Origin of the sequence: Variovorax sp. EL159 (assembly GCF_900100965.1) — a bacterium.
In the GTDB taxonomy this organism is placed as follows: Bacteria; Pseudomonadota; Gammaproteobacteria; order Burkholderiales; family Burkholderiaceae_C; genus Variovorax.
On the sequence record NZ_FMUJ01000003.1, the window covers coordinates 762618 to 778816 of the forward strand.

20 protein-coding genes are annotated in these 16199 nt (G+C 68.5%); 11 read left to right on the plus strand and 9 right to left on the minus strand.

Annotated features, from left to right (window positions below):
- Positions 1–21: 21 nt before the first annotated feature.
- Together BLQ28_RS15670 and BLQ28_RS15675 are read left to right on the plus strand one after the other, a co-directional pair.
- Positions 22–540: an ester cyclase gene (locus BLQ28_RS15670; protein ID WP_093240932.1), complete on the plus strand. Its 519-nt coding sequence runs from the start codon at positions 22–24 to the stop codon at positions 538–540.
- 13 nt (positions 541–553) lie between these two features.
- On the plus strand, positions 554–1633 hold the full coding sequence (locus BLQ28_RS15675; RefSeq protein ID WP_093240934.1) for an MBL fold metallo-hydrolase: 1080 nt from the start codon (positions 554–556) through the stop codon (positions 1631–1633).
- Between the two features lie 28 nt (positions 1634–1661).
- On the opposite strand, the gene BLQ28_RS15680 is transcribed toward BLQ28_RS15675, so the two are convergent.
- The gene (locus tag BLQ28_RS15680; protein WP_093240938.1) at positions 1662–2183 is read right to left on the minus strand and encodes a GNAT family N-acetyltransferase; all 522 of its coding nucleotides are present in this window, start codon (positions 2181–2183) and stop codon (positions 1662–1664) included.
- Between the two features lie 76 nt (positions 2184–2259).
- Here BLQ28_RS15680 and BLQ28_RS15685 point away from each other — a divergent pair, with 76 nt between their 5' ends.
- Positions 2260–2850, plus strand: coding sequence for a helix-turn-helix domain-containing protein (locus tag BLQ28_RS15685; RefSeq protein ID WP_093240941.1), 591 nt, complete (start codon positions 2260–2262; stop codon positions 2848–2850).
- A 194-nt stretch (positions 2851–3044) separates the two neighbouring features.
- Positions 3045–4169: an NAD(P)/FAD-dependent oxidoreductase gene (locus BLQ28_RS15690; protein ID WP_371126666.1), complete on the plus strand. Its 1125-nt coding sequence runs from the start codon at positions 3045–3047 to the stop codon at positions 4167–4169.
- Between the two features lie 42 nt (positions 4170–4211).
- Here BLQ28_RS15690 and rlmB read toward each other — a convergent pair whose 3' ends face one another.
- Genes rlmB through BLQ28_RS15710 form a run of 4 tightly spaced genes read right to left on the minus strand, consistent with a single transcriptional unit; the run spans position 4212 to position 7262 of the window.
- On the minus strand, positions 4212–4958 hold the full coding sequence (gene rlmB / locus BLQ28_RS15695) for a 23S rRNA (guanosine(2251)-2'-O)-methyltransferase RlmB (RefSeq protein WP_093240947.1): 747 nt from the start codon (positions 4956–4958) through the stop codon (positions 4212–4214).
- Positions 4959–5002: 44 nt separating this feature from the next.
- Complete coding sequence (locus BLQ28_RS15700; protein WP_093240949.1) at positions 5003–5983, minus strand: hypothetical protein; 981 nt, start codon at positions 5981–5983, stop codon at positions 5003–5005.
- 4 nt (positions 5984–5987) lie between these two features.
- On the minus strand, positions 5988–6497 hold the full coding sequence (locus BLQ28_RS15705; RefSeq protein ID WP_093240952.1) for a hypothetical protein: 510 nt from the start codon (positions 6495–6497) through the stop codon (positions 5988–5990).
- A 42-nt stretch (positions 6498–6539) separates the two neighbouring features.
- Complete coding sequence (locus BLQ28_RS15710; RefSeq protein WP_093240955.1) at positions 6540–7262, minus strand: ABC transporter ATP-binding protein; 723 nt, start codon at positions 7260–7262, stop codon at positions 6540–6542.
- A 36-nt stretch (positions 7263–7298) separates the two neighbouring features.
- Between BLQ28_RS15710 and BLQ28_RS15715 the strand changes: the two genes are divergently transcribed.
- Positions 7299–7931: an arylesterase gene (locus BLQ28_RS15715; RefSeq protein WP_176801129.1), complete on the plus strand. Its 633-nt coding sequence runs from the start codon at positions 7299–7301 to the stop codon at positions 7929–7931.
- A gap of 77 nt (positions 7932–8008) precedes the next feature.
- On the opposite strand, the gene BLQ28_RS15720 is transcribed toward BLQ28_RS15715, so the two are convergent.
- Together BLQ28_RS15720 and BLQ28_RS15725 are read right to left on the minus strand one after the other, a co-directional pair.
- A complete protein-coding gene (locus tag BLQ28_RS15720; RefSeq protein ID WP_056521727.1) occupies positions 8009–8212 on the minus strand; it encodes a hypothetical protein in 204 nt (67 codons plus the stop codon).
- Positions 8213–8328: 116 nt separating this feature from the next.
- Positions 8329–9522: a PLP-dependent transferase gene (locus tag BLQ28_RS15725; RefSeq protein WP_093240957.1), complete on the minus strand. Its 1194-nt coding sequence runs from the start codon at positions 9520–9522 to the stop codon at positions 8329–8331.
- 94 nt (positions 9523–9616) lie between these two features.
- On the opposite strand from BLQ28_RS15725, the gene BLQ28_RS15730 reads away from it, so the two are divergent.
- The 3 genes from BLQ28_RS15730 to BLQ28_RS15740 all read left to right on the plus strand — a co-directional run bounded on the left by BLQ28_RS15730 (position 9617) and on the right by BLQ28_RS15740 (position 11398).
- Positions 9617–9955 (plus strand): DUF5713 family protein, encoded by a 339-nt coding sequence (locus tag BLQ28_RS15730; protein ID WP_093240960.1) that lies wholly within the window; start codon positions 9617–9619, stop codon positions 9953–9955.
- Between the two features lie 73 nt (positions 9956–10028).
- On the plus strand, positions 10029–10886 hold the full coding sequence (locus BLQ28_RS15735; RefSeq protein WP_093240962.1) for a helix-turn-helix domain-containing protein: 858 nt from the start codon (positions 10029–10031) through the stop codon (positions 10884–10886).
- A 62-nt stretch (positions 10887–10948) separates the two neighbouring features.
- Positions 10949–11398, plus strand: coding sequence for a VOC family protein (locus tag BLQ28_RS15740; RefSeq protein WP_093240965.1), 450 nt, complete (start codon positions 10949–10951; stop codon positions 11396–11398).
- 16 nt (positions 11399–11414) lie between these two features.
- Here the strand turns inward: BLQ28_RS15740 and BLQ28_RS15745 are convergent, their stop codons facing one another.
- Both BLQ28_RS15745 and BLQ28_RS15750 read right to left on the minus strand, forming a co-directional pair.
- Complete coding sequence (locus BLQ28_RS15745; RefSeq protein ID WP_093240967.1) at positions 11415–12056, minus strand: NrsF family protein; 642 nt, start codon at positions 12054–12056, stop codon at positions 11415–11417.
- A complete protein-coding gene (locus BLQ28_RS15750; RefSeq protein WP_093240970.1) occupies positions 12053–12643 on the minus strand; it encodes a sigma-70 family RNA polymerase sigma factor in 591 nt (196 codons plus the stop codon). Before BLQ28_RS15750 ends, BLQ28_RS15745 begins: the two co-directional genes overlap by 4 nt.
- 113 nt (positions 12644–12756) lie before the next feature.
- Here BLQ28_RS15750 and BLQ28_RS15755 point away from each other — a divergent pair, with 113 nt between their 5' ends.
- Genes BLQ28_RS15755 through upp form a run of 3 tightly spaced genes read left to right on the plus strand, consistent with a single transcriptional unit; the run spans position 12757 to position 16182 of the window.
- Complete coding sequence (locus BLQ28_RS15755; protein WP_093240973.1) at positions 12757–14115, plus strand: GTP cyclohydrolase II; 1359 nt, start codon at positions 12757–12759, stop codon at positions 14113–14115.
- A complete protein-coding gene (locus tag BLQ28_RS15760) occupies positions 14112–15518 on the plus strand; it encodes a URC4/urg3 family protein (RefSeq protein ID WP_093240975.1) in 1407 nt (468 codons plus the stop codon). The genes BLQ28_RS15755 and BLQ28_RS15760 overlap by 4 nt, the downstream gene beginning before the upstream one ends.
- 34 nt (positions 15519–15552) lie before the next feature.
- Positions 15553–16182: a uracil phosphoribosyltransferase gene (gene upp / locus BLQ28_RS15765; protein WP_093240978.1), complete on the plus strand. Its 630-nt coding sequence runs from the start codon at positions 15553–15555 to the stop codon at positions 16180–16182.
- Positions 16183–16199: the final 17 nt, after the last annotated feature.

Genomic DNA, 16199 nt, shown 5'->3' on the forward strand with positions numbered 1-16199 from the left:
ACGATGGAGAAAGAAAACCCCATGACCACCGACACCGGCCTGCAGGCTCGCCGCGAACGCCTCGTGCTTGATCATTTCGCCGACGAGACCCGCCAGGACTTCGCCGCCGTGCTCGGCACCTTCCCGCATCCGCACTACGAGCTGATTCCGAGCGGCGAGGTGCACGACGGCACCGCCAACGTGCGCCAGTACTACACCGAGACGCGCACCGCCTTCCCCGACCAACGCCACGAGATCATCCAGCTGCGCCATGCCGACGACTCGGTGATCGTCGAGTTCTGGCTGCTCGGCACGCACCGCGGCCCGCTCAAGGGCTTGCCGCCCACGGGCAACGCCTTTCGCTGCCGGATGATCGCGCTCTTCATCTTCGAGGGCGAGCGGCTGGTGTGCGAGCGCGTCTACTTCGACACGCTGACGATGCTCAGGCAACTGCTCGTGGGCGTGCCGGCCGCGATGCTGCCGACGGTGATCGGCGGGCTGCTCGGCCAGCCGGCCGCCGACGCAACCGCCGCCCCCGAACGCGCCGCTGCTGCAGCCTGAGCGAAGGGCCGCCATGATGCGCGACGCCATTCCGCCTCTGCCCCTCCTGCGGCCCATCAACGAGTTCGACGGCGCGCGACAGCATGCGATGCCGCAGGACAGGTTGCGCGCCCTGCGCCACGGCGGGCTGGGGTTTCGCGAACGCTTTCTCGACGAGCCACCGGTTCGGTACGTGCGCAGCTTCGACCTGCTGCGCATTCCCTATCCGGCCTGGTATGCGTTCAGTGGCGTGTACTCGCAGCAATTGCTCAAGCCGCACATGGTCCATCTGCTGGCGCGCACCGTGCTGGTCCAGTTCGAGGACTTCGACGGCCGGCTGCGCCACCTGCTCTTCACGCCGGCCGACTTCGAGACCGGCAGCGAAACGCCCTACTTCAAGCGGCTCAGCGAGCAGACGCCCAGGTTCCTGCACAGCACCATCGCGCCGATCCATTCGACGGTCCCACAGGCACTGGCGAGCATCGGCCTGGACCCGGCATGCATCGACTACATCAGCTACGACCACCTGCACACGCAGAACCTGCGGCGCTGGCTGGGCAACGCGCGCGAGCCGGGCCTGTTCCCGAATGCGCGGCTGCTGGTGCACCGGCAAGAGCTGGCGAGCGTGGGCGGCCTGCTGCCGGTGCAGGCGGACTGGTACTGCCCGCAGGGGCTCGATGGCATGCCGGCCGAGCGCATCATTGCCTTCGACGGCAGCGTGCAGCTCGGCCGGGGGCTTGCGCTGGTTCACACGCCGGGGCACACCGAGGGCAACCACTCGCTGGTGTGGCGCACGGCCGATGGCCTGCGCGTGAGCAGCGAGAACGGCGTTGCGGCCGACAGCTGGGCGCCCGCGAACTCACGGCACAACGGCATCCGCCGTTTCGCGAAGGCCACGGGGGCGGAAGTCATCCTCAACGGCAACACGCAGGAAAGCAGCAACGACCAGTACCTGTCGATGGTGCTCGAGAAGACCATCGCCGGCAGCGCGGCCAGCCACGCGTTCAGCAATGTCGTGCCGTCGAGTGAATGCACGCCGTACTGGCTGTTTCCGGGGGCACCGGCCAGCCACCTGTGGGGCACCTCGGAATCGGGCACGCTGGTGCGAAGCTGAAGCCCGCGCGGCAGCCGATGGCCGGCGATCAGCCGTCGACGGGGTTCAGCGGCGTGGAAAGAATGCGCTGGTAGAAGGCCACGTCGAGCCAGCGGCCGAACTTGAACCCGGCCTGCCGCACCGTGCCCGAGTGCTCGAAGCCCAGGCGCTCGTGCAGTCCGATGCTGCCCGCGTTCGCGGCGTCGATGGCCCCGACCATGACGTGCACGTCGCGTGCGATGGCTTCGGCGATCAGTGCCTCCATCAGCGTGCGGCCCAGGCCGGAGCCGCGATGCGCGCTGTCGACGTACACCGAGTGCTCCACCGTGTACTTGTAGGCCGGAAAGGCGCGAAAGGCGCCGTAGCTCGCAAAGCCCAGCAGCTTGCCGCTTTCGTCCACCGCGCCGATCACCGGAAAGCCGTTGGCGCGCTTGGTGGCGAACCACGCCACCATGTTCTCGGGCGTGCGCGGCTTGTAGTCGTACAGCGCGGTCGAGGTGACGATGGCCTCGTTGAGGATGGCGAGGATGGCGCCCGAGTGGGCTTCTTCGGTGCAGGGGACGAGACGCATGGTGTTCCTTTCGGGGCGGCGCGGACGGCAATTTCGGCCCGGCCAGTCGTTGAATATAGGAGAATAATAATCTCATATGAGAAACACCTCACCTACCCCGAGCGATCCGGCCACCAACATCGACGCGCTCATCGCCGCCCGGCTGCTGGCCTTGCGGCAGGCGCAGGGCCTCAGCCTCGCCGAGCTGGCTGAACGTTCGGGCGTCAGCAAGGCGATGATTTCGAAGGTGGAGCGCGCGCAGAGCAGCCCCACCGCCGTGCTGCTCGGGCGCCTGGCCGCCGGGCTCGGCGTGCCGCTCGCGCAGCTTCTCACCGAAGACAAGGAACAGCCCCAAAGGCTACGCACCAGGGCCATGCAGGAAGTCTGGCGCGACCCCGAGGCGGGCTACCTGCGGCGCCAGGTCGCGGAGCGGCATGCGGGCGGCGGCGTGGAACTGGTCGAGGTCGAACTGCCGCGCTCGGCGCAGGTCAGCTACCCGCGATGGAGCGGCAAGCCCTACCGCCAATGCCTGTGGATGCTCGAAGGCGCGCTGCGGGTGGACTACGGCGACGAGCGCTTCGAGCTGGCACCCGGCGACTGCCTCGACTTCGGCGTCGACCGGCCGCTGGTCTTCAAGGCGCTCGGGCGCGGCGCCTGCCGCTATCTGCTGGTGGCCAGCCCCGCCTGATTGCGGCAGCGGGCTGGACGCGGGAGTTCACACAGGCTTCACGCCGCGCGCACATGGCGTCGCTAACTTCGCATGCGCACCGCAGATCGCGGTGCCCATCGACTTCGGTCAGCTGCTCCATGACAACTTCCTCCAGTTTCTTTTCTCCTCTCGCCCCCTCTTCCCGCGCCGCATCCGGCTGCGCCCCCGCTCCCATGGCAGCGAACGGCACCGGCAACACCAAGGTCGATCTTCTCGTGGTCGGGGCGAGCTTTGCGGGCCTGGCCTGCGCACGCGCCGCCGCCCTTGCCGGGCTCCGCGTGATGGTGCTGGAGAAAAAAGCCAGCGCCGGTTCCAAGCTTCACACCACGGGCATCATCGTCAAGGATGCGGTCGACAGCGTGCCGTGGCTGGGCGAGGTTCCTCCCGAACTCGTGCGCCGCATCGAAGGCGTGCGGCTCTATGCGCCCAACATGCGCCACGTGGACCTGCACGCGCCCGGCTACTGGTTCTGGGCCACCGATGCGCCCGCGCTGCTCGACTGGATGGTGAAGTCGGCCCGCGACTGCGGCGTCGACGTGCGGCTGGGCACGCTCTTCGAGCAGGCGCTGTGGCTGAACGGCCGCTGGGAAGTGCCGGTGACGCAGGGCCCCTGCATCACGGCCACCTACCTCGTGGGCGCCGACGGGCCGCACTCACGCGTGGCCAAGGCACTCGGCCTGTCGCGCAACAAGCGCTTTCTGTACGGCATCGAGCACGAATACCAGGGCGCGCGCATGGCGCCCGACCTGCTGCATTGCTTCATCGACCGCAAGCTGGCGCCCGGCTACATCGGCTGGGCGCTCGACGGCGTGGGCGTGAGCCAGATCGGGCTGGCACGCCGCATGAGACCCAATGACGCGAGCGCGCTGCGGCTCGACCCGCTGCTGCACAAGATCGCCTCGGTGGTGACGCCGGGCGACGCGCCACCGGTGGCGGTGCGCGCCGGCATGATCCCCTGCGGCGGCGTGCTGCCGATGGTCGCGCGCGAGCGGGCCTTGCTGGTGGGTGACGCGGCCGGCATGGTGTCGCCGGTCACGGCCGGCGGCATCCACACGGCGCTGCAGCATGGCGAACGCGCGGGCGAGGCGGTGGCGCGCTTCGTGCGCGGCGAGGCCGACGACCCGGCCACGTGGTTCGTGCGCAGCTACCCGAGCTTTCTGCTCAAGCGCACGCTGCGCTGGGCTTTCGACAATTTCCAGAGCGACTGGATGTTCAACCACCTGCTGGGCACGCCGCAGATGCGGCGCGTGGCGGAACTCATCTACTTCCACCGCAAGGGCGGGCCATCGGCCGGGTGATCCACGGCATGGCCACCGGCTACCCGGCGCGCTCAGGCCTCGTCAGAGGCTGCGCTGGCGCATCGCTTCATAAAGGCACACGCCGCTGGCCACCGAGACGTTCAGGCTCTCGACCGCGCCAGCCATCGGAATGCTGACCAGCTCGTCGCAGGTCTTGCGCGTGAGCTGGCGCATACCCTCGCCCTCGGCACCCAGCACCAGCGCCAGTGGGCGCTTGAAGTCGCTCTGGTAGATGGTGCCCGGCGCGTCGTCGCTGGTGCCCACGCACCAGATGTTGCGTTCCTTGAGTTCGTTGAGCGTGCGCGCAAGGTTGGTGACCATGAAGTACGGCACCGTCTCGGCCGCGCCGCTCGCCACCTTGGCCACGGTGGCGTTGATGCCGGCCGCGTGGTCCTTGGGCGCGATCACCGCATGCGCGCCGGCACCGTCGGCCACGCGCAGGCAGGCGCCGAGGTTGTGCGGATCGGTCACGCCATCGAGCACCAGCAGCAGCGGCACGGTGCCGGCCTCTTCGAGGCCTTCGAGCAGTTCGTCGAGCGAATGGATTTGCGCGGCAGGCTCGACCCGCGCCACCACGCCCTGGTGGCCGTGGCTGCCGCTGAGCTTGGAGAGCCGCAGGCCGTCGGCCTCGACCAGCCGCACGCCGGCTTCTTGCGCACGCGCAATGAACTGTTTCATGCGCGCATCGCGCCGGCTGGCATCGAACATCACTTCGAGCACCGATTTGGGCGCGGTCTTGATGCGCACGCCCACGGCATGGAAGCCGAAGATCACTTTGGGGGAAGACATCCGCCGATTATCCCCACCCCCGGGCCTCGAACGATTCGGAGCCCTCAGGCCAGCGGAAAACCGCTGGTCGCGCGGGTCCGTTCGTCGTGCAGTTCCTGCACCGCCTGCGCGCGAGGGTGCAGGCGCTCGGTGTTGCCGACGCTTTCCAGGTACTGGCAGGCGGCATGGTCTTCGGCGGCCTTTTCATAACGCGCCACCCAGGCGTCGCGCTGCGGCAGCCTGTCGGGCGACACCGGCCAGACACCGGGCCGCGGCCGCATCGGCTCGCCGATGCCGATGCGCCAGGGCTTGGCGCTCAGGCGGGCCCGAAAGCAGTTCTGGTTGCGGCACATGCGCGCATAGATCTTGTCGACGCCCATCAGCTGGAAGCAGTCGGCCACGACCGCATCGCCGGGGTTGAACACATCGTGCATCGCCAGCACGCGAAAGCCGGCCGGCGTGCGGTAGATGCGCAGATGCCAGTCGGGGTGCTGGTGAACGAAGCGCCCGATGCGCTCGGCCGCGCGCTTCTCGGGCGTCGGGTTGTCCGTGTGCTCGCCGCGCTTCTTGCGCCGGCCGATGCCGTAGGCGACGGCAAAGACGATGAAGAACGCGATCAGCCCGCCGAGCCAGGTCCGGCCGGCCCAACCGCCGACCACGCCGGCGATCAGCGCCGGAAACAGCGCAAAGAGGAACAGGCTGCCGCGCAGCGGTTCGTCGAAGTCGATGTCGACAAAAAGCACGTCGGGCGTATTCAGGCAGCGGGCGCCGTAGCTGTTGCGCGTGATGACGGTGTCGCCCTGGCGCTCGACGATTTCCTCGCGGATCGGCACGCCATTGGCGCCGTTGTAGGCCAGCTTGCGCTCGCGGCGGTCGAGCTTCTCGCCACTGGCGATGCGGTCGAAGGCTTCGCGGGTGCGCTGGTCGGCATGCGCCTGCGCAGCGAGCGGGCTGTCGTCGGACCAGCCGTAGCGGCGCACGGTGAGCTGCTTGCCCGCCACCTGCTCTTGAATGCGGCCTTCGGCCCAGTATTGGGGAACGATCATCGACTCAGCCCTTTCCGCCGAAATAGATCCAGGCCATCGCCATGACCAGCAAGACGATGGCCACGGGCAGCCACTTGTCGTAGCCGACAGGCCGCACGCGTCCGGGCTCGGCCATGGGACTGCGCGGCACTTCCGACGGCAGATGCCCGATGGCGCCGACCGGCGGGTTCTCGTGGTTCTCGACCAGCCGCTTGGCCGCGGCAAGGCCCAGCCCCGTGGCCTCGCACGTGAGGCGGACGGCCTCGAGCTTGTTGCCCTGTGCCAAGGCGGCGAGCGCGGTGGACGGCATCGAGGCGAAGCCCCTGTCCTGCATGGCCGCATCGGGTGCTTCGCGGCCGGCGTCGGCCTCTTGCCAGCCTGGCTGGTCCTGCAGCCGCTTGACGTAGCGATCGACCGCGTCCTTGGAGGACTTGAGATCCATGCCCGTGCTCTCGCGCACGATCTTGATGGCCTCGATGAGCTGGCCGCGCCGCAGCGCGAGCACGGCCTCGGGGGGTAGCGTGTCCACGGGCATCTCCTCCTCGTTGATTGATGGGGCCGCTATTTATTTGATAGCTTACAGCGCAGGTTCGCCCATCGAAATGAGCGTTTTCTCGTTGAGCGCCACGCGGCCGGCCTCGATGGTGATGCGGCGCTCGCAACGGGCCGCGATGCCGCGGTCGTGCGTCACGAGCACGAGCGTGGTGCCCAGTTCGCGGTTGAGGTCGAACATCAGCTTCATCACCTGCTCGCCCGTGGCGAAGTCGAGGCTGCCAGTGGGCTCGTCGGCCAGCAGCAAGGCCGGCTGCACCACGAACGCACGGGCCAGCGCCACGCGCTGCTGCTCGCCACCCGACAGCACCTTCGGATAGTGGCCCAGCCGCTGGCCCAGCCCGACGCGCCCGAGCATCTCGGTGGCGGCCTTGCGGGCGTCCTTGCGGTTGGCCAGCTCCAGCGGGAGCATCACGTTTTCGAGGGCACTCAGGTTGCCCAGCAGCTGGAAGCTCTGGAACACGAAGCCCACGCGCTGCGCGCGCAAGGCCGCGCGCTCGTCCTCGTCGATGGCAAAGAGGTCGTCGCCGGCGAGCTTGACGGTGCCGCGCGTAGGCGTGTCCAGGCCCGCGATGATCGACAACAAGGTGCTCTTGCCGGAGCCCGAGGCGCCGACGATGGCGGCGGTTTCCCGTGCCCCGAGAGTGAAATCGATGTCCTGCAGAATGTCCAGCGTACCGGTCGAGTCGGTGACGGATTTGAAGACATGCTCGACGGCGACAATGGCATCAGACGGGGGTTGGGACATGGAAAGGCTTTGGTTTTGAATCGACGTGACTTTATCTTGACCACCGCCGCGCTCGGCAGCGCGGGGACTTGGACGACCGCGGCACAAGCCCAGGCCGCGACGGCAGGCAAGCCGGTCATCCTGGTGCTCGGGGATTCGCTGAGTGCAGAGTACGGCCTCAAGCGCGGCGAAGGCTGGGTACCCTTGCTCGAAAAAAGGCTTGCGCAGCAGAAGATCGCGGCCACCGTGGTCAACGCCAGCATCAGCGGCGACACCAGCTCCGGCGGCCGTGCCCGCTTTCCGGCCCTGCTTAGGCAGCACAAGCCGAACTACGTCGTGCTGGAGCTGGGCGCCAACGATGCGCTGCGCGGCCTGCCGCTCGCCAACACCGAAGACAACCTGCTGCAGATCACCAAGGCCGCGCAGGCTGCCGGCGCCAAGGTGCTGATCGTGGGCATCCAGGTGCCTCCGAACTATGGCGCCGACTACACGCGGCGCTTCGAGGCGGTGTTCTCGAAGGTCGCAAGCACGACCCGGGCGGCGCTGGTGCCCTTCCTGCTCAAGGGCGTGGCCGACGCGCCCGACGCGCTCTCGCTGTTCCAGGCCGACCGCATCCACCCCACCGCGGTGGCGCAGCCGCAACTGCTCGACAACGTCTGGCCCGAGCTGCGCAAGCTGCTGCCGAAATAACGCCAGGCGCCGGCAACGAAAAAGCCGCCGCAGGCTCAGGCCTGCGGCGGCTTCTTGAGGGGGACGCCAGGAGCGGATCAACCGTTCTTGGTGGGCAACTCGGGCACCGTGGGGGGATCGCGCTCGAGCGATGCCACGTCGGTCTCCGGGTCTCCGGGAGCCAGTCCATCGCTGCTCGGGCTGAGCTTGCGGTTCGCCTTTTCTCGGAGCTTGTCTTCCTTTTTCTTCTTCTTGGCCAGTTCTTTCTGGCGCTTCTCGTAGCCGTAATTTGGTGTTGCCACTGCTTCTCCTTGGGGCGAGGCAGTCACGGTGACTGCGCGTTGGGCTACTGTAAGCGATAACGGTACGTCTTCAGAGCGCCCGGCGGCGGACTTCCCAAGGCCGCCGACGCGCTTTCTTACATCCTCGCGAGGGCCTGTTGCAGATCGGCCCGCAAATCGTCCACGTCTTCCAGGCCGATCGAAAAACGCACGAGCGTGCCCTTGTAGGGCCAGCGCGCCACGCTGGCGTCGCGCATCAGGCCGATGTCGTAAGGCACCACGAGGCTGATCGGCCCGCCCCACGAGTAGCCCAGGCGGAACAGCTGCAGGCTGTCGCAGAAGCGGTCGACCTGCTCGGTGCTGTAGCGCTCGTCGAACACGACCGAGAACAGGCCGGCGGCCAGGTCGGTGGCGCCGCAGAGCGCGCGCCAATGGATGTGGCCCGGCGAATCCTCGAGCGCCGGGTGCAGCACCTGCGCGATTTCTTCGCAGCCGTTGAGCCAGCCCGCCAGCTCGCGCGCCGCGCGATCGTGCGCGGCATAGCGCAGCGACAGGCTGGGCAGCGAGCGCAGCAGGGTTTCGACGTCGCCCACGCCGATGCCGAAGCCCATGCGCATGTGCGTGAGCTTGAGCGCGCGGTGCAGCCGCTCGTCGCGCGTGACCACGCTGCCCATCAGCACGTCGCCGCCGCCGCTCGGGTACTTGGTGAGCGCGTGCACCGAGATGTCGACGCCCTGCCCGCTGTCGTTGAAATCGAAGGGCGCGAACGCAAGGCCGGCACCCCAGGTGTTGTCGAGCGCCGTCAGCACGCCGCGCGCGCGGCAGACGTTCACGAGCGCCGGCAGATCGGGGAACTCCATCGTCACCGAGCCCGCCGCCTCGACCCACACCAGCCGCGTCCGGTGCGAGATCTTGGCCGCCAGGTCGGACGGGTTCATCGCGTCGTACAGGCGATGGGTGATGCCGAAGTTGGCCAGCTCGCCGGTGGCCAGCGCCTTGTTGGGGCCGTAGGCGTTGTCGGGGATCAGCACCTCGTCGCCGGTCTTCAGGAAGGCGAACGCCACCAGCGAGATGGCCGCCAGCCCGCTCGGCACCAGCAGGCATTCGGTGCCGCCCTCGAGCGTGGCCAGGCGTTCTTCGAGCATGAAGGTGGTCGGCGTGCCGTGCAGGCCGTAGGTGTAGCCGGCCTTGGTTTTCCAGTCGCGCGCGCGCATGGCGGCCACGTCGGCGAAGAACACCGTCGACGCCTTGAACACGCCGGGCTGCGGCGCGGCGAATGTGTCGGGCGGGGTGTAGGGGTGATGGATCAGTGCTGTAGAAGGCTTGCTCATGCACCGATGCTAGCGCGGCCGTCATATCCCGGAAAACACCTCGCCCTAGACTGCCGCGGCCGTGCGCGCCGCGCGGAAACCAGGAGCCCGTTTCATGCCGATCACGAACCCGCAACTGCTGAGCCACCCGTTCCTCCAGGACATGTACCGCGACGCGTACTTTCCCGACTTCCTGGTGGACAAGTGCAAGCAGATCCTCGTTCGCCTGTGCGAGGCGATCGAAGCGCAGAAGCCTTCGGACAACGCCAGTCTGCTGCGGCTGACCCACGCCGCCACCGAAGAATTCAACGCCATCGCCGAGGAGTTCGAAGAAAACGACAGCGAACTGGAAACCGCCGCGCGCGAGGCCATCGCGGCGGACTTCGAAACCATTGCAAGGGCCTACGGGTTCGACATCGACACCGAAGAGCTGATCGCGCCACGCGACTGGTGAGCCGCCCGCCCGGCAAAGCCCCGGCGCACAATGCGGCGATGTGCCACCGCCAGCCTCCCACGGGCCCTGCCGCATGCAACTGACGCGGCCTCCCGCCCCGCACCTGCAGCCTTTCGTGCGGCAGCTGTGGGCCTCGGCGCCCGACGGCACGCCCACCGAACGGCCCGGTGCCCGCGAGCACGTGCTGCCCACTGGCGGCATGCACCTGGTGTTCCGCCTGTCCGGACCGCCGCTGAAATTGTTCGGCCACACGGGCGACGCCCAGGGCCAGACGGTCGGCTACGCCATCGTCGGCGGCGCGCGTGCCGCCTTCTACCTGCGAGACGTGTCGGTGGCCACGTGCTCGGTCGGCGCGCAATTGCAGCCGGGCGCCGCCCGCGCCCTGCTCGGCGCGCCCGAAGACGCACTGGCCGGTCAGCACACGCCGCTCGACGCGGTGTGGGGCGAGCGGCTGACGGCCGATGCGCTCGAAAGGCTCCATGAAGCCGGGGACCCCGCGCTGCAACTGCAGGTGTTCGAGGCCCTGCTGACGCAACGTCTCGCCGCCGCGCTGCGGGCCGGCCTGCATGGCCTGCATCCGGCCGTGGCGGCAACGCTCGGCCCGCTCACGCACCAGAACCCGTCGATTGCCGCGCTGGTGGCGCACACCGGCTACAGCCACCGCCGCTTCATCGCGCTCTTTCGCGGCGCCATCGGCCTCGGCCCCAAGGAATACGCACGCGTGATGCGTTTCGACCGCGCACTGGCGCTGGCGGCCGACCCCGACCGGGCCTGGACCGACATCGCGCTCGACGCGGGCTACAGCGACCAGGCGCACCTGAGCCGCGAGTTCTCGGCGTTGGCGGGCATGTCGCCGCAGGCCTGGCGGCAGGCGGGCGCGACGTCGCCGAGGCACGTGCCGGCCGCAGGTCAAATTCGTTCAAGACGCTAGTGGCGCGGCGCGCCAGAATCGCCGCCACGACTCTGCAGCCCCTCCCTGAAAGGCAACCCATCATGGCAATCCACGAGCTGTTTCCGTACCTGTGCGTGCACGACGCCGGCGCGGCCATCGACTTCTATTGCAACGTGTTCGAGGTGAAGGAAATCTTCCGTCTCACCGAGCCCAGCGGTCGCATCGGCCACGCGGAGCTGGACTTCCACAACGGCGCCATCCTGATGATTTCGGACGAGTTCGCCGAGTGCAACATCTACAGCGCCAAGACGCTGGGCGGCAGCGCCGTCACGCTGCACCTGCACGTCGACAACGCCGATGCGGTGGTGGCACGTGCGGTCGCGGCCGGCGCCACGCTCGACATGGCGCCGCAGGACCAGTTCTACGGCGAGCGCTCCGGCGTCTTCCGCGACCCTTTCGGCCATCGCTGGAACGTGGGCCACAGCATCGAGAAGCTGACGCCCGAGGAGATGCAGCGCCGCTACACCGCGATGTTCGATCCGGCAGGCTGAGTCTTCGACCTGCCCGCTACCAGCGCAAGAGCCGGGGCCCCAGCACGGCCCCCACCAGCACCGGCACCGCGATCCCGCTCACATACCAGACGGCCAGGAACGGCGCTGTCAGCTCCATGCAGTGCAGCGCATAGACCGCGGCACCCACGCCGCCCGCCAACGCCCCGGCCGCCGCGCCCGCCAGCGCCGGCCGCGTGGGCGCCAGGTTCTTGAGGGCCACCAGCGTGGCCATGAAGATCGGCAGCGCCATGAACCCGATGCTGAGCGCGCAGATGCGCCACGACTGCCCCATGAGCGAGGGCATGCGCTCCTCGACCGGCACGGCAAACCAGGCGATCACCGCCAACGCCCAGATCGCGAACACCGGCAACACCGCGCCGAGCCAGGACCGTTGCACGGCGACGCCCGGACGGGCCAGCCGTTGCACCATCACGAAGGCTGCCGCCGCGATGCACAGCGGAAACAGCACCTTGACCCAGAACATCGGCCACGACAGGGCCTGCATCAGGTCGCGCCGCAGCCCGTATTCGGCAAAGAGGATCGCGAACGACAGCGGCAGGCCGGCCAGCACCGCCAGCCCGATGCGCCAGCCCGCGCCACGCCGCGGCACGGCCACATGGCCGGTGGCCAGCATCGCCACGAGGTCGTCGGTCTTCATGCGGCACCACCCCAGCTGTTGCCGAACCTGGCGGCCAGCGCCTTCAGGCCCCGGTGGATGCCGACCTTGACGGCCGACTCCGACATGCCCGTCAGGCTCGCCGTCTCGGCCACCGACAGGCCCTCGATCTTCACGTGCACGATCGGCAGGCGCTGGCGCTCGGGCAGGCTGTCGAGCAGGCCGCCCAGGTCGCGTTTGGCATCGCTGGCCTCGGTGGCCGATTCGGCGAACACAGCCAGGTCGTCGTCCAGCGGGTCATGCAGGTCTTCGCGGACCGACTTGGCGCGCAGCAGGTCGATCATCTTGTAGCGCGCGATCGCGTGCACCCACGCCGTCAACGGCTGGTCGCTCTGGTAGGTGTGGCGCTGGTTGTGCATGGCGAGCAGGCATTCCTGGACGAGGTCTTCCACTTCATCGGGCCAGCCAAACAGGCGCTTGCCCAGAAAGGCGCGCAGGTGCGCGCTGAGTTTCTGCAGGAATTCGCGGTAGGCCGTCGCGTCGCCATCGAGGCCGCGAAGAAACAGGCTCCGCAGCGCCGCTTCCGCGTCGCTTGTTTGCATCCTGCTGCCTACGGTGTTTCGTGCCATCGGGCTGGCTGGTTACAGCCTTGTCGAAAAAAAGATTCCGGCCGATTGTGCCGAAGCCGCCCGCTTGCAAGCACCACACACCATCGGTACATTGTGTTTTTTGAGGGCTACCAATGTCTGCCGACAGCACAACGATCCCTTCTGCAACGCCGCTTGCCACCCCGTTCGCCGCGCCGCTCGCGACCGCCGAACCACCCACCGGCACCACGCCCTCCCCTGCGCTCCACCCCTCCTCGTCGACCGGCCACATCCGGCTGACATCGCACGCCGGCGGCTTCGGCGCACTGCCGATCCAGTGGGGCGCAGCCACCGCCGCCGAGCGCGGCCCGGTCGTCGGCACCACCACCAAGCGCGCGCACCGCAACGTCATCGGCACGCACAGCGGCTCGTACAGCGTGTACCGCGCGCTGGCGGTGGCCTCCGGCGCGCTCAAGCGCGAGCACAAGGCCGACCTGACCAACACCGCGCCCACCGACGTGATCGGGCCGTACCCGCAATGGAGCGAGCCGGGGCGCATCGTCTCGATGGACCCGTGGGGCGCGCTGGTGGCCGATGTGTTCTCGACCGAGCTGGCGGCCGGCTACGACATCCGCCCGACCATCGCGATCACCAAGGCGCACGTGATCCTGCCCGAGGTGATCGAGGCGCTGCAGAGCGGCCGGCTCAAGGCCGACGGCCACTTCCTCACCGCGGGCGGTGCCGCGATGGTGACCAAGGCGGCCATCGAACCCGTGTGGTACCTGCCCGAGGTGGCCCGCCGCTTCGGCTGCTCCGAGACCGACCTGCGCCGCACCCTGTTCGAGGAAACCGGTGGCATGTACCCCGAGCTGGTCACGCGCTCCGACCTCGAAGTGTTCCTGCCGCCCATCGGCGGACAGACGCTGTACATCTTCGGCAACCCGCGCGACCTGGCGAACCCGCAGGTCGAGCTCACCGCGCGCATCCACGACGAGTGCAACGGCTCCGACGTGTTCGGCTCCGACATCTGCACCTGCCGCCCCTACCTCACGCACGCCATCGAGGAATGCATCATGGGCGCCCAGCGCGGCGGCGTGGGCCTGATCGCCTACTCGCGCAAGGAGGGCCGCGCGCTCGGCGAGGTGACCAAGTTCCTGGTCTACAACGCCCGCAAGCGCCAAGTGGGCGGCGACACGGCCGACCAGTATTTTGCGCGCACCGAATGCGTGGCCGGCGTGCAGGACATGCGCTTCCAGGAGCTGATGCCCGACGTCTTCCACTGGCTCGGCATCAAGAAGATCCATCGCCTCGTGTCGATGAGCAACATGAAGTTCGACGCGATCACCGGCTCGGGCATCGAGATCGGCGAGCGCGTGAACATTCCCGACGAACTGATTCCGGCCGACGCCCGCGTCGAGATGGACGCCAAGATGGCGGCCGGCTATTTCACGCCCGGCCCGGTGCCGGATGCCGAAGAACTCAAGAAGGCCAAGGGCCGGGGACTGACTGAATGACCACCAGCCGCAACACCGACCCCAACATGCCCGTCGACGGCTCCGGCAGCCTGCCGCCCGGCGGCGCGGGCAAGGTCGATCCATCGATCGAGTTCGCCGCCGACACCGGCCACCCGGCCGGCGCGGCGAGCCTGCTGCGCACCACCGCCGCCATCCGCCAGCGCGCAAGCGCCCTGCTGGCACGCGCACGCCGGGGCGAATCGCAGTGGTTCCGCATCGGCGGCGACGATGCGCTGGAAGACGCGGCGCGCACCGTGGCCGAGGTCACGCGCGAGCGCTATCCCTGGGACACCATCCCTTATCACAGCCGCTGGCGCCACTTCGAGGCCGGCGGGGTCGACCGCATCGAGGAGCTCAACGCCCGGCTGAACGGGCTCGATGCGCGGCAGCGCGCCCGTGCGCAGATCGATCTCGTGCTGGTGAGCGTGCTGCTCGATGCGGGCGCGGGCCCCGACTGGCACTACACCGAATCGGCCACCGGCGAGCGCTTCACGCGCTCCGAAGGCCTGGGCGTGGCGAGCTTCCATGCCTTCATGGGCGGGCTGTTCTCTTCGGACCCCGACCACCCGTACCAGGTCGATGCGGCCGGCTTGCGCGGCCTTGTCACCGACCGGTTGGGCGATGCCTTCCAGGTCAGCGAAGTCAATCCGCTGGTCGGGCTGGCGGGCCGCGCCACGCTGCTGCGCCGGCTGGGCGAGGCAATGAGCGAGCAGCCCGAGATCTTCGGCGACGACGGCCGGCCCGGCCGCCTGTTCGACGCGCTGGTCGGCCCCTATGGCCCGGCCGCGCCGCCCACCGCCGAGATCACGGCGCACCAGATCCTGTCGCTGCTGCTCGATTCGCTCTCGCGCATCTGGCCCTCGGCCAATGCCGTGGACAGCATCGCGGCCGACGGCAGCGACAACGCGGGCGGCATCGGCTCGGGCGATCCGGCGCTGGCGCTCGGCGACTGCTGGCGCCACAGCGCGGTGCGCGGGCCTGGCCTCACCAATGGCTGGATGCCCTTCCACAAGCTGTCGCAATGGCTCACCTATTCGCTGCTCGAACCCTTCGAGTGGGCGGGCGTGAAGGTGCGGCACCTCGATGCGCTCACCGCCCTGCCCGAATACCGCAACGGCGGCCTCCTGATCGACAGCGGCGTGATCGTGCCCAGGGACCCGACCTTCCTCACCCGCCGCTGGAAGGCGAGCGACGAATTCATCGTCGAATGGCGCGCGCTGACCGTGGCGCTGCTCGACGAAGTGGCGCCGCGCGTGCGCAAGGTGCTCGACCGCACCGCCGAAGAACTGCCGCTGGCCTGCATCCTCGAAGGCGGCACCTGGGCGGCCGGCCGGGCGCTGGCACAACGCTTGCGAGACGGTGCGCCACCCCTGTTGATCGAGAGCGACGGCACCGTCTTTTAGACTCCCGGGTTCAGCAACGCCAGAAAAAATTCAAATGAGCAACGTCCACCTCGTCAATCACCCCCTCGTCCAGCACAAGCTCACGCTGATGCGCCGCAAGGATGCGTCCACCAACAGCTTCCGCCGGCTCCTCAATGAAATCAGCATGCTGATGGCCTACGAGGTCACCCGCGACATGCCCATGCAGGACATCGAGGTCGAAACACCCCTCGAAACCATGCAGGCCAAGGTCATCGACGGCAAGAAGCTGGTGCTGGTGTCCATTCTTCGTGCCGGCACCGGCATCCTGGACGGCATGCTGACCGTGGTGCCGGGCGCCCGCGTCGGCCACATCGGCCTGTACCGCGACCCCAAGACCCTCACGGCCGTCGAGTACTACTTCAAGATGCCCGGCGAAATGGACAGCCGCGACGTGATCGTGGTCGACCCGATGCTGGCCACCGGCAACTCGGCCGTGGCCGCGGTCGAGCGCCTGAAAGAGCTCAACCCCAAGTCGATCAAGTTCGTCTGCCTGCTGACCTGCCCCGAAGGCGTGAAGACGATGCAGACCGCGCACCCGGACGTGCCGATCTACACGGCCGCCATCGACCGCGAACTCGACAGCCACGGCTACATCCTTCCGGGCCTAGGCGACGCCGGCGACCGCATCTTCGGCACCAAGTAAACCGCCCCACCCGACGC